Genomic DNA, 24,415 nt, shown 5'->3' with positions numbered 1-24,415 from the left:
GACGGGGCGGCAACGGGTTACTTCACCACGCGCAGGTGCGGCGTCGCGCGCTTGGGCTTGTCGCCCCCCTCATCGGCTGCAGGGGCGGGGCCGTCCGGCGGCGGCTCGTTCGGCGGAGTGTCGCCGCCCTCGCCTTCGGCCGGAAACATCATGCCCTGGCCGTTCTCCTGCGCATACAGAGCCAGCACGGCCTGCACCGGAATCTGGATAGCCTGGCTGACCCCGGAGAAACGCGCCTGGAAGCTGATCCATTCGTTGCCGAGGTCGAGGTTGGCCACCGCGCGGGTAGCCAGGTTGAGCACTACCTGGCCGTTCTGGATCACCTGTGGCGGCACCCGCACGCCGGCCACGCCGGCATCGACCAGCACGTAAGGGGTCAGGTTGTTGTCGGAAATCCAGTCGTAGATCGCCCGCAGCAGGTACGGGCGATTCGAGCTCATGGCGATGGCGTCATGCTTGCTCATGGACCGGCCGCATGGCCTTTTCCTCGTCGGTCATGCTGCGTGCAAAACCCTGGCTGTGGAACAGGCGCTCGCCGTAATCGACGATCGACTTGCCCTCGCGGCCCAGATCCACGCCGAGCCAGGGCAGCCGCCAGATCACCGGCGCCACCAGGCAATCGGCCAGGCTCATCTCGGGGTTGAGGAAGAACCGCGAGGCCTTGAACAGCGGCACCGTGGAGAGCAGGTGTTCGCGCAACCGCTTGCGTGCCGCATCCGCCGGACGGCCGCCTGCGCGGATCTTGTCCACCTCGGGCAACCAGTCCTTCTCGATCCGCACGGCCGCCACGCGCAGGCGCGCGCGCGATTGCGGGTCGATCGGCATCAGCGGTGGGTGCGGGTAGCGCTCGTCGATGTATTCGCACACCACCGCGGTATCGAACAACGTCAGGTCGCGGTCGATCAGGGTCGGCGTGCTGCCGTACGGGTTGAGATCGAGCAGGTCCTGCGGTGGCCGGGCGTGGTCCACCAGCACCCGTTCGTAGCTGACCCCCTTGGCGGCCAGCACCAGTCGGGCACGATGGCACTGGATGTCATCGGCCGTGGTGTACAGCGTCAATGCGTTACGCAAGCGGGGGTTTTGAACCATGCGCGATTTCCCCATCGGTGAGACAGACGCGGCGGCCCGTGGCCGCCGCGTCCGCAGTGCCTTGCGGCTCAGTGGACGTCTTTCCAGTATTCCTTCTTGAGCAGCGCCGCCAGGAAGGTGAACAGGGCCAGGAACAGCAGCACCCAGATACCGTAATGGTGGCGTTGCAGCGCCGCCGGCTCGGAGACGTATTGCAGGAAGCTGGTCAGGTCACGGGTGGCCTGCTGGAACTGCGCCGGGGTCATCTTGCCCGGGTGCGACAGCACCAGCTTCTCCACGCCCGCGGCTTCGCCATCCTTCGCCGGCTTCATCTGCGCGGTCTGCATGCCCTGCAGCTCCCACAGCGGGAACGGCATGGCGGCATTGGGCAAGGTGGTGTTGTTCCAGCCGATCGGGCTCTTCGGGTCGAGGTAGAAGGTGTTGAGGTAGGTGTAGACCCAGTCGGCGCCCTTGGCATCCACTTCCAGCGAGAGATCCGGCGGAGCCTTGCCGAACCACGTGCCGGCCAGCGCTGCCGGCATGTGCGAGACCACCGGCTCCTGGAACTTGGCGCCGGTGAAGTTGAGGTTCTTCATCACCTCGTCTTCGGTCAGGCCCAGGTCCTCGGCCATGCGCGAATAGCGCACGTACTTCAGCGAGTGGCAGCCGACGCAATAGTTGAAGAACAGCCGCGCGCCGCGTTGCAGCGAAGCCTGGTCGCGCACGTCGGCGCCGGACTTCATCAACTCGACCTTGGCGCTCTCGGCTGCGTGCGCCGGCAGCGTGCCGACGAACAGGCCGAGTGCCAGCGCGATACCGGAAAGAAAATGCTTCATCGTCGTTGGCAGCTTAGTCATGCGTGGTCACCCGATCCGGAACCGGCTTGGTCGTCTCCCAGCCGAAATAGGTATAGGCCCAGAGGAAAACGAAGAAACCGAAATACAGCAGCGTCATCAGCCGTCCGAACAGGTTCTCCCAGAACGTGAGGTCGACATTGCCGAACCACGCCGGGATGACCTCCGCCGTGACGCCTGCACCGACCGCACCGAGCCCGAAGAACGACAGCACGAAGACCGTCAGCGCCACCTTGTAGCCGGTGCCGCGGTAACGGATCGACTTGACCTTGCCGCGATCGAGCCAGGGCATCGCGAACAGCACCGCGATCGCGCTGAACATCGCCAGCACGCCCCACACGGCCGAGCCGAGGAAGGACGGAATCATGCGCACGATCGCGTAGAACGGAGTGAAGTACCACACCGGCTTGATCTCCGGCGGAGTCAGCAGGTTGTTGGCCGGGATCGCGTTGTCATGCTCCAGGAACCAGCCGCCGAACGTCGGCGCGAAGAAGATGATGAACGCGGCGATCAGCAGGAAGAAGCCCACGCCCACCAGATCCTTCACCGTGTAATACGGATGGAACGGGATGCCGTCGGCGGGCTTGAGCGCATCCCAGCGGTTGCCCTTGGGACCCTTCTTGATCTCCACGCCGTCCGGGTTGTTCGAGCCAACCTCGTGCAGCGCGGCGATGTGCAGCACCACCAGCAGCAGCAGCACCAGCGGCAGCGCGATCACGTGCAGCGCGAAGAAGCGGTTGAGCGTGGCATCGCCGGGCAGGAAGTCGCCCATGATCCACTGCTCCAGCCCCGAACCGATGTAGGGCAGCGTGCCGAACAGCGAGATGATCACCTTGGCGCCCCAGAACGACATGTTGCCCCACGGCAGCACGTAGCCCATGAAGGCCTCGGCCATCAGCACCAGGAAGATCAGCATGCCGAGCAGCCAGACCAGCTCGCGCGGCTTCTTGTACGAGCCGTACATCAGGCCGCGGAACATGTGCAGGAACACCACCACGAAGAACAGCGAGGCGCCGGTGGAGTGCATGTAGCGGATCAGCCAGCCCCACTCCACGTCACGCATGATGTACTGCACCGAGTCGAAGGCTCCCGCCGCGCTCGGGGTGTAGTTCATGGTGAGGAAGATGCCGGTGACGATCTGGTTGACCAGCACCAGCAGAGCCAGCGAACCGAAGTAGTACCAGAGGTTGAAGTTCTTCGGCGCGTAGTACTCGGTCATGTGGGCGCGGTACATCGGCATCATGCCGGGGGCGCGCTCGTTGACCCAGTCGCCGATGTTGCTGAATACCTTGCTCATGCCGCGGCCCCCTCCGGATCCACGCCGATCTGCACCGTCGTGTCGTCGACAAAATGATACGGCGGAACCTGCATGTTCTTCGGCGCCGGCACGTTCTTGTAGACGCGGCCCGCGATGTCGTAGCGCGAGTGGTGGCAGGGGCAGTAGTAGCCGCCTTTCCAGTTCGGATCGAACGGCTCGGGCTTGATCTCGCCGTAGAAGTCCGGCACGCAGCCCAGGTGGGTGCAGATGCCGACCATCACCAGCCACTCGGGCTTGATCGAGCGCGTCTCGTTCTGCGCGTACTTGGGCTGCTGCTCGACCTCGGACTTGGGATCGACCAGCAGCGGGTCTTCTTTCGGCAACTGCGCCAGCTGGGCCGGCGTGCGGTTGACGATGAAGACCGGCAGGCTGCGCCAGGCCACGATCAGCTGCTGGCCTTTCTCGATCTTCTTGAGCGACTGGGTAACCGGAGCGCCGGCGGCCTTGGCCCGCGCGCTGGGCTCCCACGACTTGATGAAGGGCACTGCCGCCGAGACGACCCCGATGCCACCCACCACTGCGGTGGTTGCGGTCAGGAATCGGCGGCGGCCGTGGTCGACGACTTCGTTCGCCATCAGGCTCTCCGGTACTTGCAAGGTCATGCCAGGACGGGGTTTCAGGCCCCGCAAAAATCGCGTTAGTGTAGCGTCAGGGGCCGCGCCGTACAATAAACCGGATGCCTGCCGGACTCTGCCCGGTGCCTCCCCCGCCACGACTCGCCGGAACGTTCTCCCCGACATGAAACATGCCGCCGGCACCCTTCTGTTCATTGCCCGCTTCGTCATCCTTGGACTGGCGCTGGCCTTCGTGATCGGCCTGTTCTGGCCCGGCAGCGGCGAGCGCCTGCGCGCGCGCCTGGGGCTCGCTCCGGCGGCGGTCGCGCCGACCCGGCACGAGCAAGCGGGCGCGGCGCCGGTATCGTACGCCGACGCCGTGGCTGCCGCGGCACCGTCGGTGGTGAACATCTATGCCAACAAGATCGTCACCGAGCAAGCGCTGCGCATGTACGACAACCCGGTGCTGCAGCAGTTGTTCGGCGGCCAGCCGACGACCTACCAGCATCGCGAGCAGACGCTGGGCTCGGGCGTGATCGTCAGCGCCCGCGGCAACGACTACGTGCTGACCAACAACCACGTGATCGCCAACGCTGCCGATATCCAGGTGCTGCTTTACGACGGCCGCATCGCCAAGGCGCGGCTGGTCGGTTCCGACCGCGAGACCGACCTGGCCGTGCTCAAGATCGACGCCAGCAACCTGCCGGTGATCCACATGGCCGACCCCAGCCAGTTGCGCCCCGGCGACGTGGTGCTGGCGATCGGCAACCCGTTCGGCCTCAACCAGACCGTGACGATGGGCATCGTCAGCGCGATCGGGCGGCAGTTGAACAGTTCCAGCGCCGAGGACTTCATCCAGACCGATGCGGCCATCAACCTGGGCAACTCCGGCGGCGCGCTGGTCAACACGCAGGGGCAGCTGGTCGGCATCAATACCCTGCTGATCGGCAAGGGTCAGGCCGCCAACGCGGAGGGCATCGGTTTCGCGATCCCGGTGGCTACCGCCACCAAGGTGCTCGATCAATTGATCACCACCGGCCACGTGGTGCGCGGCTGGCTCGGTGCCGACTACGCCTTCGTGCCGGTGGCGGCGGACAGCGGCCTGCCCGCTGCCGCGCGCGGCGCACAGGTCATCGCGGTGTACTCCGGCGGTCCGGCCGCGCAGGCGGGGATCAAGCCGCGCGACATCCTGCTGCGCATCGGCAACGACGACATCATGGGCCCGGCCGACCTGCGCCGCCGCGAGGCCACGCTCAAGCCCGGCAGCCAGGTGCAGATCTCCGGCCTGCGTGACGGCACGCCGTTCCAGGTCACGGTCACGCTGGCACAGCGCCCGCCGATGGACGGCAGTCTCTCCAGCCAGCCCTGAGCGGGTCGCCGCGACGGGCGGGCCTCAGCCCGGCCCGCGCGAAGCCAGCGGCGGATGGATCGCCGCGCCGTAACGCTTGCGCAGGGTTTCCACCCGCTCCACGTAGACCTGGGTCTCCGCATACGGCGGCACGCCCTTGTAGCGCTGCACCGCCCCCGGCCCGGCGTTGTAGGCCGCTGCGGCCAGCCGCTCGCTGCCGTCGAAATCGCGCAGCAACAGGCTCAGGTAGCGGGCGCCGCCGCGGATGTTCTGGGCGGAATTGAAGGCATCGAGCACGCCCATGTCGCTGGCGGTGCCGGGCATCAGCTGCATCAGCCCCTGGGCGCCCTTGAGCGACAGCGCACGCGGGTTGAACGCACTCTCGGCATGGATGATCGCGCGCAGAAACGCCTCGTCGACGCCGTACTCGATGCTGGCCGCGCGGATCGTGTCGGCATACGCGTCGAGGTTCAGCGCCACGCGATCCCAGCGGATCGTCGAATGCAGGTTGCAGGCCACGCAGGTGGAGATGTAGCTGAACAGCATGGTCACCGCGCGGCCCTTGCCGCCGGCGGGACGCAGGTTGGTGTATTCCACGCTGCCGTCGGCGCGCACGATGCGATAGACCGCCCCGCGCAGCACGCGGTCGCCGGCGTCGGCCACCTTGGGCGCGACCGGCGCGGCGTCGGCATGGGCTTCGCGATACTGCCACTGGCCCGGCGTGCCGGCCGCCCTGGCCGCCAGCGGCAACTTCGCCGTGCTGACCGCCGAACTGCTCACCGCGGCCAGCGACTCGCGCTCTACCCGCGCCGTCTCGCGTGTCTGTGCGGTGCTCAGCGCGCCGCCTTGCACGCGCGCCAGCGACACCGGTCGGGCGCCATCGGCCGCAAGGCTCTGCGCCGTGGTGACCACCTGGCCGCTGACCCCGGTCAACGATGCGCGCGCGACCGGCGCGGCCCGGCGCGTCGCCCTCGGGTCGGCGTAGCTGCTGATTGCGCGGCAGCCGTGATACCCCGCCCGCTCGCTGCTGTACACGGTTTCGCCGCTGCTGCCGGTGCACTGGTACAAGGTGCCGGCGCGGGCCGCCGTGGCCAACAGGCAGGCAGCCAGCAGCGCGACCCCGACAAGGATCGAACGCAAGGGGAAACCGCGAACAGGCCGATCGACGCGTCCCCCGTGACTGGCGGCACCGGACATGGGCGCAGTGTGCCGCCACGCGCGGCCAGCGCCAAGTGCGCAAGTCTCATTCCACGACCGTGGCCAGGGCGGCGCCGCAAACTCCGTGGCGGCCGCAAGTGCTTGATCTGGCAGGCACACGGGCCGCGCAGTACACTGCGCGGTTCCGCGGATCGCGCATCCGCCCTGGAATCACGGTACCCACGCGATGAGCGGCAAGCTTTTCATCAAGACCCACGGCTGCCAGATGAACGAGTACGACTCGGCCAAGATGGCCGACGTGCTGAAGGCCTCGCACGGGCTGGAGCTGACCCAGGACGAGTCAGAGGCGGACGTGATCCTGATCAACACCTGCTCGATCCGCGAAAAGGCGCAGGAAAAGGTCTTCAGCCAGCTTGGCCGCTGGAAGCAGCACAAGCAGGACGGCCGGCAGGTGGTGATTGGCGTCGGCGGCTGCGTGGCAAGTCAGGAAGGCGCGGCGATCGTCAAGCGCGCGCCGTACGTGGATCTGGTGTTCGGCCCGCAGACCCTGCACCGCCTGCCCCAGCTGATCGAGGCGCAACGCGCCACCGGCAAGCCGCAGGTGGACATCAGCTTCCCCGAGATCGAGAAGTTCGACTGCCTGCCCGAGCCGCGCGCGGAAGGCCCGACCGCCTTCGTCTCGATCATGGAAGGCTGCTCGAAATACTGCAGCTACTGCGTGGTGCCGTACACCCGCGGCACCGAGATCAGCCGTCCGTTCGACGACGTGCTGGTGGAGGTGGCCAAGCTCGCCGCCCAGGGCGTGCGCGAGGTGAACCTGCTCGGCCAGAACGTCAATGCGTACCGCGGCCCCACCTTCGACGGCGGCGTCGCCGACCTCGCCGTGCTGATCCATGCGATCGCCCAGATCGACGGCATCGGTCGCATCCGCTTCACCACCTCGCATCCGCTGGAGTTCTCCGACTCGCTGATCGAGGCCTACGCCAACGTGCCGCAGCTGGCCAACTACCTGCACCTGCCGGTGCAGGCCGGTTCCGACCGCATCCTTTCGGCGATGAAGCGCGGCTACACCGCGCTGGAGTTCAAGCAGAAGATCCGCAAGCTGCGCGCGGTGCGACCGGACATCTGCGTGTCCACCGACATCATCGTCGGCTTCCCCGGCGAGAGCGGCGAGGATTTCGAGAAGACCATGAAGCTGGTCGACGACGTCGGCTTCGACCAGAGCTTCACCTTCATCTTCTCCGCGCGCCCCGGCACGCCGGCGGCGAACCTCGCCGATGACACGCCGATGGCGGTCAAGCACGAGCGCCTCGCGCGCCTGCAGGCCGCGATCAACGCGAACGCCAGGAAGATCAACGAGGCGATGATCGGCTCCGTGCAGCGCGTGCTGGTGGAAAAGCCCAGTACCCGCAATCCGGACGAACTCAGCGGCCGCACCGAGAACATGCGCTACGTGAACTTCGCCGGCGACGCCCGCATGATCGGCCAGTTCGTCGACGTGGTGATCACCGACGCGATGAGCAATTCGCTGCGCGGGCGGGTGAAAACGGCCGACGACGCGGCCGCACTGGCGTCGTGAGCGAGCTGGTGATCCGGGAAATCGGCGCGGACGAGTTCGCTCGCGTGTGGCCGTTCTTCCAGGCGATCGCCGCTGGCGGCGAGACCTACACCTACCCGCGCGACATCAGCCTCGAACAGGCCCGCTCCATGTGGACCACGCCGCCCGCACGCTGCTTCGTGGCCGAACGCGACGGCCAGGCGCTGGGCTGTTACCGGCTGGCGCCCAACCAGATGGGGCCGGGTGACCACGTGGCCAACGGCAGCTACATGGTGGCGCCGCAAGCGCGCCGCCAGGGCGTGGCGTCAGCCTTGTGCGAGCACTCGCTGGAACAGGCGCGCCGAGCCGGCTTCCGCGCCATGCAGTTCAATGCCGTCGTCGCCAGCAATACCACCGCCGTGCGGCTGTGGCAGCGCCACGGCTTCCGCATCGTCGGCCAGGTGCCCGGTGCGTTCCGCCACGCCCAGCTCGGCCCCACCGATCTGTACGTGATGCACCGCATGCTGTGAGCGCGAGGCGGCACGCGGAGCGGCGGGTCAGTCCAGTCGCTTGCGGAAGCGCAATATCGCCAGCGCCATCATCGCCAGCGTGAACACCGCCAGCGCCAGCACGTCGAGCCACATCTCCCACAAGCCCGCGCCGCGCAGCATCACGCCACGGATCAGGCGCAGGAAATGGGTCAGCGGCAAGACTTCCGCGAGCCACTGCACCAGCTTCGGCATGCCGGCGAACGGGAACATGAAGCCCGACAGCAGGATCGACGGCAGGAACACGAAGAACGTCATCTGCATCGCCTGGAACTGCGACTGTGCACGCGTCGAGATCAGCAGGCCCAATGCAAGGTTGGCGAGGATCAGCAGGCCCGACGCCAGGTACACGTCGAGCACGCTGCCCAGGATCGGCACCGCGAACAGCCACGTGCCGAGCGCCAGGATCACGCTGGTCTGCACCAGGCCGATCGCCACGTACGGCAGCACCTTGCCGATCATGAGCTCCGAGCTGGTCAGCGGCGTGGCGATCAGCAGCTCCATGTTGCCGCGCTCGCGTTCGCGCACGATCGCGATGGCGGTGAACAGCACCATCGTCATGGTCAGGATCACGCCGATGAGCCCGGGCACGATGTTGACTGCCGAGCGCCGCTGCGGGTTGTAGAAGGCGACCATGCTGATCCGCCCGCCGACCGGCGTGCTGGTGGCCGGCGCACGCATGTCGGGTGCGGCGCTGTCGATCGGCACCTGCATCAGTTGCGCGGCGGCGGCCTGCACCGCCGTATCGCTGCCGTCGACCAGGATCTGCGCCACCGCCCGGCCGTCGATGCGGCGGCGCTCGAAATCCGGCGGCACCACGATGCCGATGCCGACCTGCCCGCGGCGGATCATCGCCATCAGCTCCTGCGGCGTGTCCGCCTGCGCCACCGGCGCCACCACGCCGGTGGCGAGCATGTCCATCACCAATGCGCGCGAACCGGCGGTGTTCGCCTGGTCGACGATGCCCGCGTCGAGTCCGCGCAGGTTGGTGTTGATCGCGTAGCCGAACAGCACCAGCTGGATCACCGGGATGCCCACCACCATCGCCAGCGTGATGCGGTCGCGGCGCAGCTGGCGCAGCTCCTTGACCACGATCGCCCACAGCCGCCGCCCGTTCATGCGGCGCGCTCCGCGTCGCGGCGCGTGGCGGCGACGAACACGTCTTCGAGATTCGGCGGCGTCGCCGTCAGCGCGGCCTGGTGCCCCGTCGTCGCCAGCGCCTTGTCCATGTCCGGCGTGGCGCCGTCGGCGTCGGTCAGCACGCGCAGGATGTTGCCGACCTGGGCCACGCCGAGCACGCCCGCCACGCCGGCGAGCGCGCGCTGGGCGGCCCGCGGGTCGTCCGTTTCGGCGGTGAAGGTGCGCCCTTCCAGTTGCGCGGTCAGCTCGCGCGGCGTGCCGTCGGCGACCAGTGCGCCGCGGTCGAGGATGGCCAACCGGTGGCAGCGCTCGGCCTCGTCCATCAGGTGGGTGGAGACCAGCAGCGTGGTGCCGGCATCGGCCAGCTCGAAGAGTTTTTCCCAGAAATCGCGGCGCGATTCCGGGTCGACCGCGCTGGTCGGCTCGTCGAGAAACAGCAATTGCGGCTCGTGCAGCACCGCACAGGCCAGCGCCAGGCGCTGCTTCTGGCCGCCACTGAGGGTGCCGGCCAGTTGCCGCTGGCGATCGCCGAAGTGGTATTGCTCGATCAGCTCGTCGACGCGGCGTTTCGTCTTCGTCTTCGGCACGCCTTGGATGGCGGCGAGGAACTCCAGGTTCTCGCGCACGCCGAGGTCCTCGAACAGCGAGAACTTCTGTGTCATGTAGCCGATGTGCGAACGCAATTCGTCGGCCTGCGCCGGAATCTTCAGGCCGAGCACCTCGATCTCGCCCTCGCTTGGCGTGAGCAAGCCGCACAGCATGCGGATGGTGGTGGACTTGCCCGAGCCGTTCGGCCCGAGGAAGCCGTAGACGCGCCGCGCCGGCACGTCGAGGTCGACGTGATCGACCGCCACCAGCTTGCCGAAGCGCCGGGTCAAACCGCGGGCGCGGATCGCCACGCCTTCGGCGCCGGCATTCATTTCGCCGGTCCGCGGAACTCGACGCGCACCGGCAGGCCGGCGGGCAGTTCCGCCGCGTCCGCACCCAGCGCGACTTCGGCGAGGTAGCTGAGCCGCGCCGCGTCGTCGCCGATCAGTGCGTAATACGGGGTGAAATCCGGTTCGCTGCGGATCATGCGCAGCTTGCCGGCATAAGGTTTTTCGCGGTCGGCCACGAACACGTCGATGGCGTCGCCGACGTGCATGCCTGCGCGCTGCTGCACCGGCACGTAGATGCGCGCGTACGGCGCGTCGCCGGCCAGCAGGATCGCCAGCGGCGCGCCGACCGGTGCCTGATCGCCCAGCCGGTACGGCAGAGCGTCGATGCGCCCGGCGCGCGGCGCCACGACGGCCAGCTTGCCCAGCAGCACCTGCTGCGCGCTCACTTGCGCCTCCGCCGCCGCGACCGCGGCTTGCGCCTGGGCGAGCTGCTCCGGACGCGTGCCGTGCAACAACTCGTCGAGCGCTGCGCGTGCGGCCGATGTCTGACCCTCGGCGTTGCCTGCCGCGGCGCGGGCGCGGTCGAGATCGGCCGCGGCCACGTAACCATTGCCTTTCAGGGACGCCAGCCGCGCGTAATAAGCCCGCGCCTCGCGTGCCTGCGCCTGCACCGCGGCCAGATTCGCGCGAGCCTTGGCGATGTCCTCGCGGCGCGGCCCGGCCTGGAGTTCGGCCAGGAGTTCGCGTTGCTGCTCCAGCTGGGCCTGGGCCGCTGCGAGCTGGGCGCGGGTATGCGCGGGGTCCAGTTGCAGCAGCGGCTGGCCCGCCCTGACCTGCTCGCCCTCGCGCACGTCGATCGCCACGATGCGCTCGGCGGCCGGCGCCGGCAGCGTGATGCGGTCGAACTCGAGCGTACCCAGCGCCTGCGGCACCCGCTTGCTGCAACCAGCGGGAACGACGAGCACCAGCGCCGCCAGCGACTGGCAGATCACGGTCGTGAACTTCATGCGGGTTCTCCACGTTTCGTCGTGCCGACGCCCTGCCCCAGCAAGGCCAGCGTGTGTTGAAGCATGGTCTCGGGGCCGAGTGACTCGGCATCGAATGCGCGTCGCCAGATCGGCGCACCGGCAGCAGGGAACAGGGTCAGGCCGACCAGCGAGACGACCAGCAGGCGTGGGTCCAGCGCCGGGTTCAGCCGTCCATTTGCCTGCGCCGCGGCGAAGCGTTGCGCCAGCAGCTGCGGCACGCCCGGCACGGCGCGGTCGAACAGTACCTCACGCAGCGCACCGCCCTCGCACAGCACTTCGCGCACCCACAGCGGCGGCAGCCAGGGATGGCTTGCCACGACGTCGCTGATCCCGCGCACGAATGCTTCGGTCAACGCGACCGGGTCACCGCCGGCGTGCTCCAGCTGCGCGCGCAGCGGCGCCAGCGCCGGCAGCAGGCGCTCGTCGATCACGGCATGCAGCAGCCGCGCCTTGTCGCCGAAGTAGTAATGCAGCATCGCCGGAGTAACGCCCGCCTCGGTGGCGATTGCCCGCAACGAGGTGGCGGCGATGCCTGTGCGCGCGAACTGCCCCAACGCCGCATCCAGCAGATGCCGGCGCAGATCCTGGTCGTCGCCGCTGGGGCGTCCGGCGCGGCGCGGCGGTTTTGCGCGTTTGCCTGAAATAGTCATGAGCCTAAATTAATTCATCGTTTAATTATTTGCAAACCCATCAGCGCCGACCGCCACCGGCATGGTCCTTCCGGCGCCTGCGCGCTACGCTCGCGCCCCTATGAGCGAACTCAACCAGCGCGACTTCACCCTCGATCCCGACGACAACGCCCGCCTCGCCAACCTGTGCGGGCCGTTCGACGAACACCTGCGCCAGATCGAGCTGCGCCTCGGCGTGGAGATCAACCACCGCGGCAGCATCTTCCAGGTGATCGGCGAGAACCCGCCGGCGCGCGCCGCCGAAAATGTGCTGCGCGCGCTGTACGCCAGCACCGCCGGCGAGGCGCTGACCGGCGCGAAGATCAACCTGCATCTGGCCGAATCGGGCATCGACGCGATCACCGAGTCGGCCGCCGAAGGCGCCCAGGAAGTGGTCATCAAGGTCAAGCGCGGCGTGATCAAGGGCCGCGGCCCGAACCAGGCGCGCTACCTGCACGCCATCGCCAGCCACGACATCAACTTCGGCGTGGGCCCGGCCGGCACCGGCAAGACCTACCTGGCCGTGGCCAGCGCGGTCGAGGCGCTGGAGGCGAACCGGGTGCAGCGGCTGATCCTGGTGCGCCCGGCGGTGGAGGCCGGCGAAAAGCTGGGCTTCCTGCCCGGCGATCTGTCACAGAAGGTCGACCCCTACCTGCGCCCGCTGTACGACGCGCTGTACGAGATGCTCGGCTTCGAGAAGGTGGCCAAGCTGATCGAGCGCAACGTGATCGAGATCGCACCGCTGGCCTACATGCGCGGACGCACCTTGAACGATTCCTACGTGATCCTCGACGAGGCGCAGAACACCACGGTCGAGCAGATGAAGATGTTCCTCACCCGGATCGGCTTCGGCACGGTGGCGGTGATCACCGGCGACGTCACCCAGGTCGACCTGCCGCGCAACACGCGCTCCGGATTGCGCCAGGCGATCGAAGTGCTGCGCGGCGTGGCCGGCATCAGCTTCACCTTCTTCACCTCGCGCGACGTGGTGCGCCATCCGCTGGTGGCCAAGATCGTGCGCGCCTACGAGGCGTTCGAGGAAGCAGGGAATGGGGAATCGGGAATAGAGAATAGGGAAAAGCACTGACTCTCAATCTCCGCTTCGGACGCCCAGACATGCCTCGCCCCGCTCTTGCCATTCCCCATTCCCTATTCCCTATTCCCACCCTTGTCCACCTCGGCTACGCCGTGCCGCGGGCCGGCCTGCCCGCACCGGCCAGCTTCCGCCGCTGGGTCGAGGCGGCCTTGCGCGGAGCCAAACGGCGCAAGCCGGCCGAGCTTTCCATCCGCATCGTCGATGCCGCAGAGGGCCGTACGCTCAACCGCGACTACCGCGGCAAGGACTACGCCACCAATGTGCTGTCGTTCCCCGCCGAGCTGCCGCCCGGCGTGGTGCTGCCGCTGATCGGGGATCTGGCGATCTGCGCGCCGGTGGTGCTGCGCGAGGCCGCCGAACAGGGCAAATTGCCGCGCGACCACTGGGCCCATCTCACGGTACACGGCGTGCTGCACCTGCTCGGCTACGACCACATCGTGGAGACCGAGGCCGAGGCCATGGAAGCGCTGGAAACACGCATCCTGGCCGGCCTCGGCATCGCCGACCCGTACACCTGAATGCTGCAGGGCGGACCCGGCCCGCCGCCATTTCGCCGTACGACGATGACGGGCCGTGCCCGCCCTGCGCGGCCCCCGGGCGATCGCGCATACCGTGCGCCCCTGCCGGGCCAGGATGGATTTTTCCGCTAGAATCAAGCTTCCGCCCGCGTCCGGGCTGATTTTCAACGAGTGATGAACGACGACCCTGGCAGTACCAGCGGCCCGGCCCACCGCACCTGGTGGGATCGACTGGGCCACCTGTTTTCCGGCGAGCCGCGCAACCGCAACGAGTTGCTTGAGGAGTTGCGCGCCGCGCAGAGCAACGGCCTGCTCTCCGTCGACACCCTCACCATGGTCGAGGGGGCGATCAAGGTCACCGAGCTGGATGTCGACGACGTCATGGTGCCGCGCGCGCAGATCGTGATGCTCGCGGCGGACTCTTCCCTGTCCGACCTGCTGGCCACCGTGGTCGAATCCGGCCACTCGCGCTTCCCCGTGCACGGCGAGGACAAGGACGAGATCCTCGGCATCCTGCTGGCCAAGGATCTGCTGAAGTACTTCGGCGCGACCGAACACTTCGACATCCGCTCGATCCTGCGCCCGGCCGTGCTGATCCCCGAGTCGATGCGGCTCAACGTGCTGCTGGAGGAGTTCCGCCTCAGCCGCAACCACATGGCGCTGGTGGTCAATGAATACGGCGGCGTCGCCGGCCTGGTGACCATCGAGGACGTGCTGGAGGAGATCGTCGGCGAGATCGACGACGAGCACGACGACGAGGAAGAACCCGAGCTGATGCACGAACAGCCCGGCGGCGACTGGCTGGTGAGCGCGCTGACCCCGATCGAGGATTTCAACGAGCAGACCGGCGCCGGCTTCCCCGACGAGGAATACGACACCGTCGGCGGCATGGTCACCGCCGAATTCGGCCACCTGCCCGAGGTCGGCGAAGAAGTCGCGATGGGCGACTACCTGTTCCACGTCACCGCGGCGGACGACCGCCGCGTGCAGCAGTTCCGCGTGGTCCGGCAACCCGGCCTGCTGGCCTCCTGATCCGGCGCATGGACCCGCTCCGCCGAATCGCCGTCATGTTGGCCCTGCTCGTGCTCGCCGCACTGGCACCGACGCACGCCGGTATCGCCGAGGCGCCCGGCACCGACCTCGAGGTGTCGCTGGTGACCTACGGCCCCGGCGACATCTACTGGGAGCGCTTCGGCCACGACGCCATCGAGATGCGCGATCGGGTCTCGGGCGAGTCGGTCAATTTCAATTACGGCGTGTTCGACTTCGAGGAAAAGAACTTTCTCCTCAACTTCGCGCGCGGCCGCATGCATTACATGATGGACGCCGAAGCCAGCGCGCCGGAGGAGGCCTACTACGCCGAAGTCGGCCGCTCGGTGACACGCCAACGGCTGGCGCTGGACGCCGACCAGGCCGCCCGCCTGCGCGACGACCTGCTGTGGAACCTGCGCCCGCAGAACGCCGTCTACGACTACGACTACTACGCCGACAACTGCACCACCCGCGTGCGCGACGCCTTCGATCGCACACTCGACGGCGCCGTGAAAAGCCAGTTGCAGGCGCGTGCGGGCGAATTCACCTATCGCCAGCAGACGGTGCGGCTGATGAGCGCGCAACCCTGGCTGATGCTGATGCTGGACCTGGGCCTGGGGCCCTACGCCGACCAGCCGTTGACGGCGTGGCAGGAGAGTTTCCTGCCCGCCGTCCTGCAAACGCAGTTGCGCCACGTGCAGATCACCGGGCCGGGCGGCGACAGCCGACCGCTGGTAAAGGACGAGCGCGTGGTGTCGCCCAACCGCCTCGTTCCGCCGCCGGCCTCGCCGCCCGACCTGCGCATGCCACTGGGCGCGGCGGGCCTGCTGCTAGGTGCGTTGCTGCTGGCCACGCGGCTGTGGTGGCCGCTCGGCCATGCCCTGCTCGGCACGCTGTTCCTGCTGCTGGCCGGTCTTGTCGGCGTGGTGTTGCTGGGCCTGTGGACGCTGACCACGCACCACTCCGCCTGGGCCAACGCCAACCTGCTGCTGTTCAATCCGCTGGCGTGGCTGCTGCTGCCCACGCTGTGGCGCACGCGTCGCGGCCTCGCCGCCTCGCGCTTCGTCGACGGCCTGATCGTGCTGCAGTTGCTGGCCATGCTCGCCGCGCTCGCGCTGCACCTGCTGCCCGGCACGGTGCAGCAGAACCAGCCGTGGCTGCTGTTCGCGCTGCCGTGCTGGCTTGCGCTGGCGTGGGGCCTGCGCCGCAACCGCTGACCCCGCGCGCGTTGCCCCGCCACGGCGGGCACGGCATCATGGGGCATGCTCCCGACCTCGCCATCGCCTGCTGCACTTGCGCCCGTTGCCGAACCGATGGTGGTCAACTGCATCGCCTACCAACGCGACGGCACGCGCCTCGGCGAAATCAGCCTGGACGCCATCAGCGACGTGCTGGCAGCGCCGGACACCTTCGTCTGGGTCGGCCTGCACGAGCCGGACGAGCCGCTGCTGGAAAAACTGCAGGAGGAGTTCTGCCTGCATGACCTGGCGATCGAGGACGCGCACACCGCCCACCAGCGCACCAAGATCGAGACCTACGGCGACTCCCTGTTCCTGGTGGTGCAGACCGCGCAGCTGATCGAGGCCGAGCTGAAGTTCGGCGAGACGCAGATCTTCCTCGGCGCGCGCTACCTGGTCACCGTGCGCCACGGTGCCTCGCTGTCGTACGCCCCGGCGCGGCGCGCCTGCGAGAACGTGCCCGAGCTGCTCGCCAACGGACCCAGCTATGGTCTCTACGGCGTGCTCGACCTGATCGTCGACAACCTGCTGCCGATCGTGCGCGACTTCCGCGAAGAGCTGGGCCTGCTCGAGCAGGACATCTTCGCCGAGACCTTCAAGCGCAGCACGGTGCACCGGCTCTACGACATGCAGCGCGACCTGATGACGCTTCGTCTGGCCGTGGCCCCGCTGCAGGACATCACCAGCCAGCTGGTGCGGCTGCACCAGGGTCTGATCCCCGACGAGCTGCGGCCCTATTTCCGCGACGTCTACGACCACGTGTTCCGCGTCAACGAATCGATCAGCGCAATGCGCGAAATGCTCACCGCCGCGATCAACGTCAACCTCTCGCTGGTCACCTTCGGCCAGAACGAGGTGATGAAGAAACTCGCCGGCTGGGCCGCCATGCTGGCCGCGCCGACCCTGCTCACCAGCTGGTACGGCATGAACTTCCAGCACATGCCCGAGCTGGGTCAGCCGTGGGCATACCCGGCGATCATCGTGGTGATGGCCGGCGTGGTGGGCGGCATCTACGCGGCCCTGAAGCGCAACAAGTGGCTGTGACGCCCGTTCGACCCCGCTGACGACCTGATCCGCGCCCGCCCGCACTGCCGCGGCGCCCCCTGCCGGGCCCTGTCCCGCCGTCCCGCTCCGGCGGCGATGGGGCGCGGGGCTAAAGATTTTCCCGCGCCGGCCGAACACGGTAGTACTCACCACAAAACCCCAGGGGATGCATCGACCCATGAAAACTCTGCTCATGACCACCGCTTTGTTGCTGGCGCCGATGGCGGTCCACGCCGAGTGCACCGTCAAGGATTTCGCCATCACCGAGTTCACCCCGTCGGCCGCCAGCGGCCTGGCCGGCAAGCTGAGCCTGCGCGGCCAACTGGTGAACAGCTGCGCCACGCCGTCGGCGGCGCAGATCCGCATCGAGCTGAAGGACGACGCGGGCAACGTCCTGCAGTCCAAGCAGGCCTGGCCGGCCGGCACCTCCAACATCACCCCGGGCCAGTCGGTGTCGTTCGACCTCGGCCGCCTGTTCCATTACGAGCGCAACATCGCCAGCTTCACCGCCAGCGTGGTGAAGGTGCGCTCCTGGTAAACCTGCCGGTTTCCATCAACAGCAAAAAAGGCTCCCTCGGGAGCCTTTTTACTGTGTGAGTCCCGTAGGAACCGGCTCGCGGGCGATGCTCTCTTGTCCGGATTGGGGATCAGCGCGGGGACTCGCAAAGGCATCGCCCGCGAGCGGGCCCCTGCGGGAAATGCCGTGGGGGGACAGGGCTCTCTTGAAGCTGATCCCTTGCCCCTCAATGCAACACAAACAGCTTGTCGAAACCCGCCACGCGCAGGGTGCCGCGCAGTTCGGTGCCGGCGTTGACGATGCGGATGTCCGCGTGGTCCGCGCCGGCGTGTTCGCGCAGCAGCAACAGCATGCCCAGCGCGGAGCTGTCCATGTGGGTGACTTCGGCCAGATCGATCAGGTAGCTGCGTGCCACGCGGCCGGCGCCGAGGCAGGCGTCGTGGAACTCGCGGTGGATGCTGAAATCGAAGCGCTCGCCCAGTTGCAGGCTGAGGCAATCGCTTTCGCTGTCGTGGTGAACAATCATGGCCAATCCTCAGAAAAGTTCGATTTCGCCGGCGTCCATGCTGCTTTGCAGGGCCGGGCCGCGCGAGCGCAGGCGCGCCTTTTCGCGTTGTACCGCGAGGCGTGAACGCACGCGTCGCGCGCGCTCGTCCAGCGCCTCGGCGTCCATCGACGCGCAGGCAAGCTCTTCGATGTCGCGGGTGCAATCGGCGGTGATTTCCTGCAGTTCCACCAGCCGCGCGCGGGTCTGCGTGATCAGCTGGCTCAGGATGTCCTCGAACTGCAGCGAGCGGATCGTGGTGGAGACGTCGCTGCCCAGGCCGCGGTTGATCTCCACCACCTGGTCGGCCACCGCGCTGGTGCGCGCGTCGCTCTCGGTGACGTGGGCCATCATCGCGTCGATGCCGCCCTTGGCCGACAGCGCCACGTTGAGATCCTGCGAGGCCATCGTGCCGACCAGGCCGCGCAGTTGCTCCATCGCTGCGCGCGCCCGTTCGACGTGGCTGCCGATCTGTTCGTTGAACTGGTTGGAGTTGCTGGCCAGGTTGCGGATCTCCCCGGCCACCACGGCAAAGCCGCGGCCGGATTCGCCCGCGCGCGCCGCCTCGATCGCGGCGTTGAGCGCCAGCAGATTGGTTTCCTCGGCGATCGTGTTGACGTTCTTCAGCAGGCCGAACACCGCATCCATCTCCTTGGCCATGCCGTCGATGCGGTAGACGATGCGCAGGCTCTCGCGCGACATCTGCACGATCATGCCGACGAAGTGCTCCAGCAGGTCGCCGGTGCGGCTGGCGAAATCCTGGATCGACACGCCGCCGTCCTGCACCTCGATGATCTGCTTGAGCAGCGACTGCTGCAGCGCGGTCTTGTTGGAGAGGCCGTCGAAGCCGCCGCCGAGTTCGGAAACGGCATCGCGCAGCAGGCCCAGGCCCTGGTGCAGTTCGCGGCTGGCGTGGCCGAGTTCGTCGACCAGCGCGCCGCGCACGTCTTCCAGCGCCTCGCGCACCGGCCCGGCATGGATGGCCGGTACCGGTTCGGCGGCCGGTTCGGCGCGGTGGCAGGTCTCCACGATCCACACCACGGTCAGCAGCACCACCAGCAGCGGCGCCAGCCAGGCCGGATGCCACAGCAGCGACAGCCCAAGCGCCAGCGCGCTGGCGGCGACGCCGGCAAGCGGGCGTCCGGCAAGAAGGGAGGGCGTGAAAGTCATGATCGAATCCCCGGATCAGGCGCGCATGGCGCCGGCTAGCGGTTGGCGCGCCAGCGCCAGCAGGCGCGGCGCGATGTGGTCCAGCGGCAGCATTTCGCCGGCGGCATCGAGTTTCCAGGCAGCACCGGGCATGCCCCACACCACCGAACTGGCCTCGTCCTGCACCAGCGTGGCGGCACCGGCCTGGCGCAGTTCCAGCAGGCCGCGGGCGCCGTCGTCGCCCATGCCGGTCAGCAGCACGGCCAGCGTGGCCGCGCCCGCGCTGGCGGCCAGCGAACGGAACAGCACGTCCACGCTGGGCTTGTGCCGGTTCACCGGCGGGCCGTCGTGCAGGCGGCAGACGTATTTCGCGCCATCCCACATCGCCAGCAGGTGGTGGCTGCCGGGGGCGATGTAGGCATGGCCGGACTGGATCGGCTGGCCATCCTGCGCCTCGCACACGCGCATCGCCGAGCAGCGATCCATGCGCGCGGCGAACGGGCCGCTGAACGCAGCCGGGATGTGCTGGGTGACCAGGATCGGCGGCGCATCCGGCGGCATCGCCTCCAGCACCACGCGCACCGCCTCGGTGCCGCCGGTGGAGGCGCCGATGGCGATGATCGGACTGCCGCCGCGGCTGCCGGCGGTCTGTGCCCGCGGCAGCACGGCGTCGGCAGACAGGCGCGGCGCCACGTCCAGCTTGCGCACCGTGGTCCGCGCGCGCGGGCGGGTGCGCGCGGCGAGCTTCACCTTGTCGCAGATCTCCTGCGCGCATTCGCCGAAGCGGCTGGCCAGGTCGTGGTCGGGCTTGGCGAAGAAATCCACCGCGCCCATTTCCAGCGCGCGCAAGGTGACGTCGGCGCCTTCCACGGTCAGCGACGACACCATCACCACCGGCATCGGCCGCAGCCGCATCAGGTTTTCCAGGAAGGTGATGCCGTCCATGCGCGGCATCTCCACGTCAAGGGTCAGCACGTCGGGGTTGAGCTGCTTGATCTTCTCGCGGGCGATCAGCGGGTCGGCGGCAGCGCCGACCACCTCGATCTCCGGATCGCAGGCAAGCATCGTCGACATCAGCTTGCGCACCAATGCGGAATCGTCGATCACCAGAACGCGCACCCTTGTCATTGCCTGCTTCTCTGCCTTGTCTTGTCGAGGGTGGTGCGAAACGAGCCGCGAGCGCGGAGGCGGAAGCAGTGCGGCCACTTCCGGCCCCCGCCGCCGCCACTAGAACAGCTCCACCTCACCCTTTATCGGATCGTTTGCCAAACGCTTGAGGTAACCGCTCTCGCCGGCCACCAGCGCCACGTCGTCGCTGCGCCGGAGCAGGCGCACGCGGGCGCGGCCGCTGTGCGGGAAGAACTGCACCTGGCGCGGGAACACGTCGCCGAGATCCGACGCCACCAGCTCCAGGTTCTCCGCCGCGATGTAGCGGCGCACGAACTCGATGTTGCGCTGGCCCACGTCGCTCATGCGCGCCAGCACGCGGCCGCCGCCGAATACCTTCACGCGCAGGTCGGCGCGCTGGCCGCCGGCCTTGAGGATCGCGTTGATCAGCTGCTCCATCGCGTCCGAGCCGTAGCGCGCCGCGCGGCCCACGGTGGAGGACCAGTTGTCGCGCTCGCCGACCGGTTCGGGCAGCATGAAATGGTTCATGCCGCCGATGCCGCGACGCACGTCGTGGATGCAGGCGGAGACGCACGAGCCCAGCACGGTGCTGAGCATTTCTTCCTGGTCGCTGACGTAGAACTCGCCGGGCAGCACCTTGACCGTCATGCAGCCCTGCGCCGGGTCCCAGAAGCGCCGCAGGTGCTCGAAGCCCGGCGGTGCCGCCGAAATCGCGGGCGCCTTGCGTCGATCGGCCAGCTGCACGTCCATCAACCGCGTTTCCGGTAGACCGTGCGGCCGATCAGTTCGAAATCCTCGCTGATGCCGTGCAGCGACTCGCTGTGGCCCAGGAACAGGTAGCCGCCGACCGGCAACAGCTCCGCGTAGCGACGGAACAGGCGCTGCTTGGTCGGCTGGTCGAAATAGATCACCACGTTGCGGCAGAAGATCGCGTCGAACGGGCCTTTCATCGGCCATTCGTGCAGCAGGTTCAACGGCTGGATGGTGACCAGCTCGCGCAGCGTCGGATGCACGCTGGCGAGGCCTTCGTACTCGCCCGAGCCGCGCAGCATCCAGCGGCGGCGATGGGCGTCGCTGATGCCGCCGAGGCGGTCCAGCGGATAGACGCCGCGGCGCGCGGTTTCCAGCGCCTGCGGCGAGAGGTCGGTGGCGAGGATCTTCGCGTCCACGCCGCTGGCGCCGTGCTGCTCGATCGCCTCGGCCAGCACCATCGCCAGCGCGTAGGGCTCCTCGCCGGTGGAGCAGCCGGCCGACCAGATGCGCAGCCGCTCGCCGCTGCGACGCTTGTCTTCCAGCCAGCGCGGCAGCAGCTCGGCAACCAGCAGGTCGTAGTGGTGCACCTCGCGGAAGAACGAGGTCACATTGGTGCTGATGACGCTGGCCAGTTCGCCCAGTTCGCTTTGCGGATCGCACTGCAGCAGCTCGCAGTAACTGCTGAAGTGCTGCAGGCCCAGCGCGCGCAGGCGGCGGAACAGCCGCCCCTGCACCAGTTGCCGCTTGTGCTCGCCCAGCGAGATGCCGCAGTGGGTGTAGACGAACTTGCGCAGGAACTCGAACTCGCTGTCGCCCAGGCGCGGACCGCCGGCGAGCTCGGCGACGGGCATGTCGACCGTCGCGTTCATGCTCAGAACTCCTTCCACGCACCAGCCGCGGCGGCGTCCGCCTCGGCCATCGCGCGTGCCGGCTGCGCCTTGCGCACGGCGGCCAATACCGCGGCAGTCTCCACCGCGGCGGCGGCCGCGACCGGCGCCTTGGCCGGCGCCGCCTGGCCGCTGTCGGCGACCTGGAAGAACGCCACCTGGCGTGCCAGTTCGTCGGCCTGCTCGTGCATCGCGCGGGCAGCGGCCGAGGCTTCCTCGACCAGCGCGGCGTTCTGCTGGGTCATCTCGTCCATCTGCATCACGGCGTTGTTGACCTGGTCGATGCCGGCAGACTGCTCATGGCTGGCCGCGGCGATCTCGGCCACGATGTCGGTGACTTTCTTCACGCTGTCGACGATCTCGGCCAGCGCCTTGCCTGACTGGTTGACCAGCTCGGAACCGGTACGCACCTTTTCCTCGCTGTCGCTGATCAGGCCCTTGATCTCCTTCGCCGCGCCGGCGCTGCGCTGGGCCAGGCTGCGCACCTCGGTGGCCACCACGGCGAAGCCGCGGCCCTGCTCGCCGGCGCGCGCCGCTTCCACCGCCGCGTTGAGCGCCAGCAGGTTGGTCTGGAAGGCGATCTCCTGGATCAGCCCCACGATGTCGCCGATCTTGCGGCTGGAGGCGTCGATCTCGGTCATCGCCGCGATCGCCTTGCCGGCCACTTCACCGCCGCGCTCGGCCTGTTCGCGCGCACCGCGGGCGAGCTGGTTGGCGTGGCTGGCGTTCTCCGCATTCTGCTTCACGGTGGAAGTCATCTCCTCCATCGACGAAGCGGTTTCCTCCAGGCTGGAGGCCTGTTCCTGCGTGCGCTGGCTGAGGTCGTCGTTGCCGCGGGCGATCTGCTGCGCGGCCGTGCTCACCGCATCCGAGCCAAGCCGCACTTCGCCCACGATCTCGCTGAGGTGCTGGTCCATGTTGCGGAAGGCGAGCAGCAGGCGACCGAACTCGTCCTTGCGGTTCACGCGTATGTCATGGCCCAGTTTGCCCTCACCGATCTGGTCGGCGATCTTCACCGCATGGTGCAAGGCACCGGTGATCGAGCGGATCAGCCGCACCGCCACGAACAGCGCCAGCAGCAGGCCGGCGATCAGCGCCGCCAGCGTGGTGGTCTGCACGAAGCGGTAGCGCTTGACCTGCGACTGGTAGATGTCACGCACTTCGTCGCTCTGCGCGGTGACCAGCTTGTCCAGTGCGTCCTGGCGCATCATCAGCAACGGGCGCAGCTGCATGTCCATCATGTCGGCGGTGCCGGTGTCGCTGGAATTGAGGCCGTCGTAGATCTCCTTCAGCGCATCGCTGTAATCCCCCGTGGTGTCGTTGTAGTCCTTGTATTTCTTGGCGACCTCCGGGCTCAGATGAATGGCGGCCAGTTGCTTGTTGACCGCCGCGATATCCTTCTGGATCTGCTCGGACTCGGCGACCTTCTGTTTCACCTGGTTGGGCTTGTCGATCGCGCCGGCGGCCTCGCCCAGCACGATGAAATTCAGCAGCGACTTGGCGCGCAGCTGGCCCATCAGGCTGGCCGGCACCATCGCCTCCTCGTAACTCGTGCGCATGCCTTCGTTCTGCCAGGACATCACGCCCAGGCCGATCGCCGCACCGGCCACCAGCATCGCGCCGAGCAGAGCGAACACGCCGATCAGGCGCGCCTTGACGGTGAGGGTGGGCACCTTGGCGAAACGTGCCAGCACTTTCTTGATCTTCATGAGCATTCCCCGATTCAGGCGGCAACTTCGACTTCGCGGACATGCGGCAACGCCGCGTCCAGGGTTTCCACGTCTTCCGGACGCATCAGCTTGTCCACGTCCAGCAGCATCACCATGCGTTCGACATGGGTGGCCAGACCTTTCAGGTAGCGGGTGTCCACGACGGCGCCCATGTCGGGCACCGGCTTGATCGCGGACGGGTCGATGTCGACCACGTCGGAAACGGCATCCACCACGATGCCGAACAACCGCTCGGCGACCGCCACGATGATCACCACCGTGCTGTCGCCATAGCTCTCGCGCTCCAGGCCGAAGCGCAGGCGCAGGTCCATGATCGGCACGATCGCGCCGCGCAGGTTGAGCACGCCGAGCAGGTGGTCGGGCGTCTGCGGGATGCGCGTCACGCGCGACCAGCCGCGGATCTCGCGCACCGACAGGATGTCGACGCCGTACTCCTCGCCCGCCAGGTTGAACGTCAGCTGCTGCACCGTCGGTGCCGCGCCATCGGTGTTCTCGTGCATGAGCCTGCTACCTCGTGATGGGCGATTGCGGTCGCCGTGCCGCCATCACCTGTGTCGGCACGGCGACAGGAAACTTGAGCGGAAAGGGGACGCGGCCGCTGCTGCCGCGCCGTGCGGAAGACGGGCGCGGTCCCGCCATCGGGCGGCCGCTGGCAGGCAAGCGCCCGTGGGAGGACCGCG

Annotated in this window: 26 protein-coding genes; 9 read left to right on the top strand and 17 right to left on the bottom strand. The window is 68.0% G+C overall.

Features of this window, described 5'->3' with window-relative positions:
* Positions 1–17 precede the first annotated feature (17 nt).
* From ACVCL3_RS15710 to petA, 5 genes are all read right to left on the bottom strand, one after another.
* Positions 18–464, bottom strand: a complete 447-nt coding sequence (locus tag ACVCL3_RS15710; protein ID WP_395119769.1) for a ClpXP protease specificity-enhancing factor — start codon at positions 462–464, stop codon at positions 18–20.
* Positions 451–1,089, bottom strand: a complete 639-nt coding sequence (locus ACVCL3_RS15705; protein WP_395119770.1) for a glutathione S-transferase N-terminal domain-containing protein — start codon at positions 1,087–1,089, stop codon at positions 451–453. The genes ACVCL3_RS15710 and ACVCL3_RS15705 overlap by 14 nt, the downstream gene beginning before the upstream one ends.
* A gap of 68 nt (positions 1,090–1,157) precedes the next feature.
* Positions 1,158–1,925: a cytochrome c1 gene (locus ACVCL3_RS15700; protein WP_447098358.1), complete on the bottom strand. Its 768-nt coding sequence runs from the start codon at positions 1,923–1,925 to the stop codon at positions 1,158–1,160.
* Positions 1,918–3,219 (bottom strand): cytochrome b, encoded by a 1,302-nt coding sequence (locus tag ACVCL3_RS15695; RefSeq protein ID WP_447099901.1) that lies wholly within the window; start codon positions 3,217–3,219, stop codon positions 1,918–1,920. The genes ACVCL3_RS15700 and ACVCL3_RS15695 overlap by 8 nt, the downstream gene beginning before the upstream one ends.
* Positions 3,216–3,815 (bottom strand): ubiquinol-cytochrome c reductase iron-sulfur subunit, encoded by a 600-nt coding sequence (gene petA / locus ACVCL3_RS15690; protein ID WP_447099900.1) that lies wholly within the window; start codon positions 3,813–3,815, stop codon positions 3,216–3,218. The genes ACVCL3_RS15695 and petA overlap by 4 nt, the downstream gene beginning before the upstream one ends.
* A 163-nt stretch (positions 3,816–3,978) precedes the next feature.
* On the opposite strand from petA, the gene ACVCL3_RS15685 reads away from it, so the two are divergent.
* Positions 3,979–5,163 (top strand): S1C family serine protease, encoded by a 1,185-nt coding sequence (locus ACVCL3_RS15685; protein WP_395119773.1) that lies wholly within the window; start codon positions 3,979–3,981, stop codon positions 5,161–5,163.
* A 24-nt stretch (positions 5,164–5,187) separates the two neighbouring features.
* Here ACVCL3_RS15685 and ACVCL3_RS15680 read toward each other — a convergent pair whose 3' ends face one another.
* Positions 5,188–6,282: a transglycosylase SLT domain-containing protein gene (locus ACVCL3_RS15680; protein ID WP_447099899.1), complete on the bottom strand. Its 1,095-nt coding sequence runs from the start codon at positions 6,280–6,282 to the stop codon at positions 5,188–5,190.
* A 244-nt stretch (positions 6,283–6,526) separates the two neighbouring features.
* On the opposite strand from ACVCL3_RS15680, the gene miaB reads away from it, so the two are divergent.
* Both miaB and ACVCL3_RS15670 read left to right on the top strand, forming a co-directional pair.
* Positions 6,527–7,879, top strand: a complete 1,353-nt coding sequence (miaB, locus tag ACVCL3_RS15675; protein ID WP_447099898.1) for a tRNA (N6-isopentenyl adenosine(37)-C2)-methylthiotransferase MiaB — start codon at positions 6,527–6,529, stop codon at positions 7,877–7,879.
* Positions 7,876–8,367 carry a GNAT family N-acetyltransferase gene (locus tag ACVCL3_RS15670; protein ID WP_395119776.1) on the top strand — a complete coding sequence of 164 codons (492 nt, stop codon included), beginning with the start codon at positions 7,876–7,878 and terminating at the stop codon, positions 8,365–8,367. The genes miaB and ACVCL3_RS15670 overlap by 4 nt, the downstream gene beginning before the upstream one ends.
* A gap of 27 nt (positions 8,368–8,394) precedes the next feature.
* Here the strand turns inward: ACVCL3_RS15670 and ACVCL3_RS15665 are convergent, their stop codons facing one another.
* The 4 genes from ACVCL3_RS15665 to ACVCL3_RS15650 are packed head-to-tail and all read right to left on the bottom strand — an operon-like array spanning position 8,395 to position 12,081.
* Entirely contained in the window at positions 8,395–9,504 is a 1,110-nt protein-coding gene (locus ACVCL3_RS15665) for an ABC transporter permease (protein ID WP_447099897.1), read from the bottom strand.
* Entirely contained in the window at positions 9,501–10,445 is a 945-nt protein-coding gene (locus ACVCL3_RS15660; protein WP_447099896.1) for an ATP-binding cassette domain-containing protein, read from the bottom strand. The genes ACVCL3_RS15665 and ACVCL3_RS15660 overlap by 4 nt, the downstream gene beginning before the upstream one ends.
* Positions 10,442–11,410 (bottom strand): HlyD family secretion protein, encoded by a 969-nt coding sequence (locus tag ACVCL3_RS15655; protein ID WP_395119779.1) that lies wholly within the window; start codon positions 11,408–11,410, stop codon positions 10,442–10,444. The genes ACVCL3_RS15660 and ACVCL3_RS15655 overlap by 4 nt, the downstream gene beginning before the upstream one ends.
* On the bottom strand, positions 11,407–12,081 hold the full coding sequence (locus ACVCL3_RS15650; RefSeq protein ID WP_395119780.1) for a TetR/AcrR family transcriptional regulator: 675 nt from the start codon (positions 12,079–12,081) through the stop codon (positions 11,407–11,409). Before ACVCL3_RS15650 ends, ACVCL3_RS15655 begins: the two co-directional genes overlap by 4 nt.
* A gap of 100 nt (positions 12,082–12,181) precedes the next feature.
* Here ACVCL3_RS15650 and ACVCL3_RS15645 point away from each other — a divergent pair, with 100 nt between their 5' ends.
* The 6 genes from ACVCL3_RS15645 to ACVCL3_RS15620 all read left to right on the top strand — a co-directional run bounded on the left by ACVCL3_RS15645 (position 12,182) and on the right by ACVCL3_RS15620 (position 17,565).
* Complete coding sequence (locus ACVCL3_RS15645; RefSeq protein WP_447098352.1) at positions 12,182–13,186, top strand: PhoH family protein; 1,005 nt, start codon at positions 12,182–12,184, stop codon at positions 13,184–13,186.
* Between the two features lie 29 nt (positions 13,187–13,215).
* Complete coding sequence (ybeY, locus tag ACVCL3_RS15640) at positions 13,216–13,713, top strand: rRNA maturation RNase YbeY (protein WP_447098351.1); 498 nt, start codon at positions 13,216–13,218, stop codon at positions 13,711–13,713.
* A gap of 174 nt (positions 13,714–13,887) precedes the next feature.
* Positions 13,888–14,745: an HlyC/CorC family transporter gene (locus ACVCL3_RS15635; protein ID WP_395119783.1), complete on the top strand. Its 858-nt coding sequence runs from the start codon at positions 13,888–13,890 to the stop codon at positions 14,743–14,745.
* Between the two features lie 35 nt (positions 14,746–14,780).
* Complete coding sequence (locus tag ACVCL3_RS15630) at positions 14,781–15,962, top strand: lipoprotein N-acyltransferase Lnb domain-containing protein (RefSeq protein ID WP_447099895.1); 1,182 nt, start codon at positions 14,781–14,783, stop codon at positions 15,960–15,962.
* 45 nt (positions 15,963–16,007) lie between these two features.
* Positions 16,008–17,027 carry a magnesium and cobalt transport protein CorA gene (locus tag ACVCL3_RS15625; protein WP_395119785.1) on the top strand — a complete coding sequence of 340 codons (1,020 nt, stop codon included), beginning with the start codon at positions 16,008–16,010 and terminating at the stop codon, positions 17,025–17,027.
* Positions 17,028–17,205: 178 nt separating this feature from the next.
* Complete coding sequence (locus ACVCL3_RS15620) at positions 17,206–17,565, top strand: hypothetical protein (protein ID WP_395119786.1); 360 nt, start codon at positions 17,206–17,208, stop codon at positions 17,563–17,565.
* 205 nt (positions 17,566–17,770) lie between these two features.
* Here the strand turns inward: ACVCL3_RS15620 and ACVCL3_RS15615 are convergent, their stop codons facing one another.
* From ACVCL3_RS15615 to ACVCL3_RS15585, 7 genes are all read right to left on the bottom strand, one after another.
* A complete protein-coding gene (locus ACVCL3_RS15615; protein WP_395119787.1) occupies positions 17,771–18,070 on the bottom strand; it encodes an STAS domain-containing protein in 300 nt (99 codons plus the stop codon).
* Between the two features lie 9 nt (positions 18,071–18,079).
* On the bottom strand, positions 18,080–19,258 hold the full coding sequence (locus ACVCL3_RS15610) for a methyl-accepting chemotaxis protein (protein WP_395119788.1): 1,179 nt from the start codon (positions 19,256–19,258) through the stop codon (positions 18,080–18,082).
* Between the two features lie 15 nt (positions 19,259–19,273).
* Positions 19,274–20,365: a protein-glutamate methylesterase/protein-glutamine glutaminase gene (locus ACVCL3_RS15605; RefSeq protein WP_447099894.1), complete on the bottom strand. Its 1,092-nt coding sequence runs from the start codon at positions 20,363–20,365 to the stop codon at positions 19,274–19,276.
* A 99-nt stretch (positions 20,366–20,464) separates the two neighbouring features.
* Positions 20,465–21,115 carry a chemoreceptor glutamine deamidase CheD gene (gene cheD / locus ACVCL3_RS15600; protein ID WP_395119790.1) on the bottom strand — a complete coding sequence of 217 codons (651 nt, stop codon included), beginning with the start codon at positions 21,113–21,115 and terminating at the stop codon, positions 20,465–20,467.
* On the bottom strand, positions 21,115–21,987 hold the full coding sequence (locus ACVCL3_RS15595; RefSeq protein WP_447099893.1) for a CheR family methyltransferase: 873 nt from the start codon (positions 21,985–21,987) through the stop codon (positions 21,115–21,117). The genes cheD and ACVCL3_RS15595 overlap by 1 nt, the downstream gene beginning before the upstream one ends.
* A gap of 2 nt (positions 21,988–21,989) precedes the next feature.
* Entirely contained in the window at positions 21,990–23,714 is a 1,725-nt protein-coding gene (locus ACVCL3_RS15590; protein WP_395119792.1) for a methyl-accepting chemotaxis protein, read from the bottom strand.
* 14 nt (positions 23,715–23,728) lie between these two features.
* Positions 23,729–24,235, bottom strand: coding sequence for a chemotaxis protein CheW (locus ACVCL3_RS15585; protein ID WP_136257424.1), 507 nt, complete (start codon positions 24,233–24,235; stop codon positions 23,729–23,731).
* Positions 24,236–24,415: the final 180 nt, after the last annotated feature.

Source organism: Rhodanobacter sp. UC4437_H4, from assembly GCF_052978425.1.
Note: the sequence above shows the minus strand (reverse complement) of the source record. Positions and strands in the feature narration are given on the sequence as shown.

Coding starts and splice junctions, on each gene's coding strand:
- ACVCL3_RS15695 (WP_447099901.1), bottom strand. CDS start 3,219: ATGAGCAAGGTATTCAGCAACATCGGCGACTGGGTCAACGAGCGCGCC.
- ACVCL3_RS15655 (WP_395119779.1), bottom strand. CDS start 11,410: ATGAAGTTCACGACCGTGATCTGCCAGTCGCTGGCGGCGCTGGTGCTC.
- ACVCL3_RS15585 (WP_136257424.1), bottom strand. CDS start 24,235: ATGCACGAGAACACCGATGGCGCGGCACCGACGGTGCAGCAGCTGACG.
- cheD (WP_395119790.1), bottom strand. CDS start 21,115: ATGGACGTGCAGCTGGCCGATCGACGCAAGGCGCCCGCGATTTCGGCG.
- ACVCL3_RS15595 (WP_447099893.1), bottom strand. CDS start 21,987: ATGAACGCGACGGTCGACATGCCCGTCGCCGAGCTCGCCGGCGGTCCG.
- ACVCL3_RS15645 (WP_447098352.1), top strand. CDS start 12,182: ATGAGCGAACTCAACCAGCGCGACTTCACCCTCGATCCCGACGACAAC.
- ACVCL3_RS15650 (WP_395119780.1), bottom strand. CDS start 12,081: ATGACTATTTCAGGCAAACGCGCAAAACCGCCGCGCCGCGCCGGACGC.
- petA (WP_447099900.1), bottom strand. CDS start 3,815: ATGGCGAACGAAGTCGTCGACCACGGCCGCCGCCGATTCCTGACCGCA.
- ACVCL3_RS15700 (WP_447098358.1), bottom strand. CDS start 1,925: ATGACTAAGCTGCCAACGACGATGAAGCATTTTCTTTCCGGTATCGCG.
- ACVCL3_RS15625 (WP_395119785.1), top strand. CDS start 16,008: ATGCTCCCGACCTCGCCATCGCCTGCTGCACTTGCGCCCGTTGCCGAA.
- ybeY (WP_447098351.1), top strand. CDS start 13,216: ATGCCTCGCCCCGCTCTTGCCATTCCCCATTCCCTATTCCCTATTCCC.
- ACVCL3_RS15610 (WP_395119788.1), bottom strand. CDS start 19,258: ATGACTTTCACGCCCTCCCTTCTTGCCGGACGCCCGCTTGCCGGCGTC.
- ACVCL3_RS15590 (WP_395119792.1), bottom strand. CDS start 23,714: ATGAAGATCAAGAAAGTGCTGGCACGTTTCGCCAAGGTGCCCACCCTC.
- ACVCL3_RS15660 (WP_447099896.1), bottom strand. CDS start 10,445: ATGAATGCCGGCGCCGAAGGCGTGGCGATCCGCGCCCGCGGTTTGACC.
- ACVCL3_RS15685 (WP_395119773.1), top strand. CDS start 3,979: ATGAAACATGCCGCCGGCACCCTTCTGTTCATTGCCCGCTTCGTCATC.
- ACVCL3_RS15630 (WP_447099895.1), top strand. CDS start 14,781: ATGTTGGCCCTGCTCGTGCTCGCCGCACTGGCACCGACGCACGCCGGT.
- ACVCL3_RS15710 (WP_395119769.1), bottom strand. CDS start 464: ATGAGCAAGCATGACGCCATCGCCATGAGCTCGAATCGCCCGTACCTG.
- ACVCL3_RS15605 (WP_447099894.1), bottom strand. CDS start 20,365: ATGACAAGGGTGCGCGTTCTGGTGATCGACGATTCCGCATTGGTGCGC.
- ACVCL3_RS15615 (WP_395119787.1), bottom strand. CDS start 18,070: ATGATTGTTCACCACGACAGCGAAAGCGATTGCCTCAGCCTGCAACTG.
- ACVCL3_RS15665 (WP_447099897.1), bottom strand. CDS start 9,504: ATGAACGGGCGGCGGCTGTGGGCGATCGTGGTCAAGGAGCTGCGCCAG.
- miaB (WP_447099898.1), top strand. CDS start 6,527: ATGAGCGGCAAGCTTTTCATCAAGACCCACGGCTGCCAGATGAACGAG.
- ACVCL3_RS15620 (WP_395119786.1), top strand. CDS start 17,206: ATGAAAACTCTGCTCATGACCACCGCTTTGTTGCTGGCGCCGATGGCG.
- ACVCL3_RS15705 (WP_395119770.1), bottom strand. CDS start 1,089: ATGGTTCAAAACCCCCGCTTGCGTAACGCATTGACGCTGTACACCACG.
- ACVCL3_RS15635 (WP_395119783.1), top strand. CDS start 13,888: ATGAACGACGACCCTGGCAGTACCAGCGGCCCGGCCCACCGCACCTGG.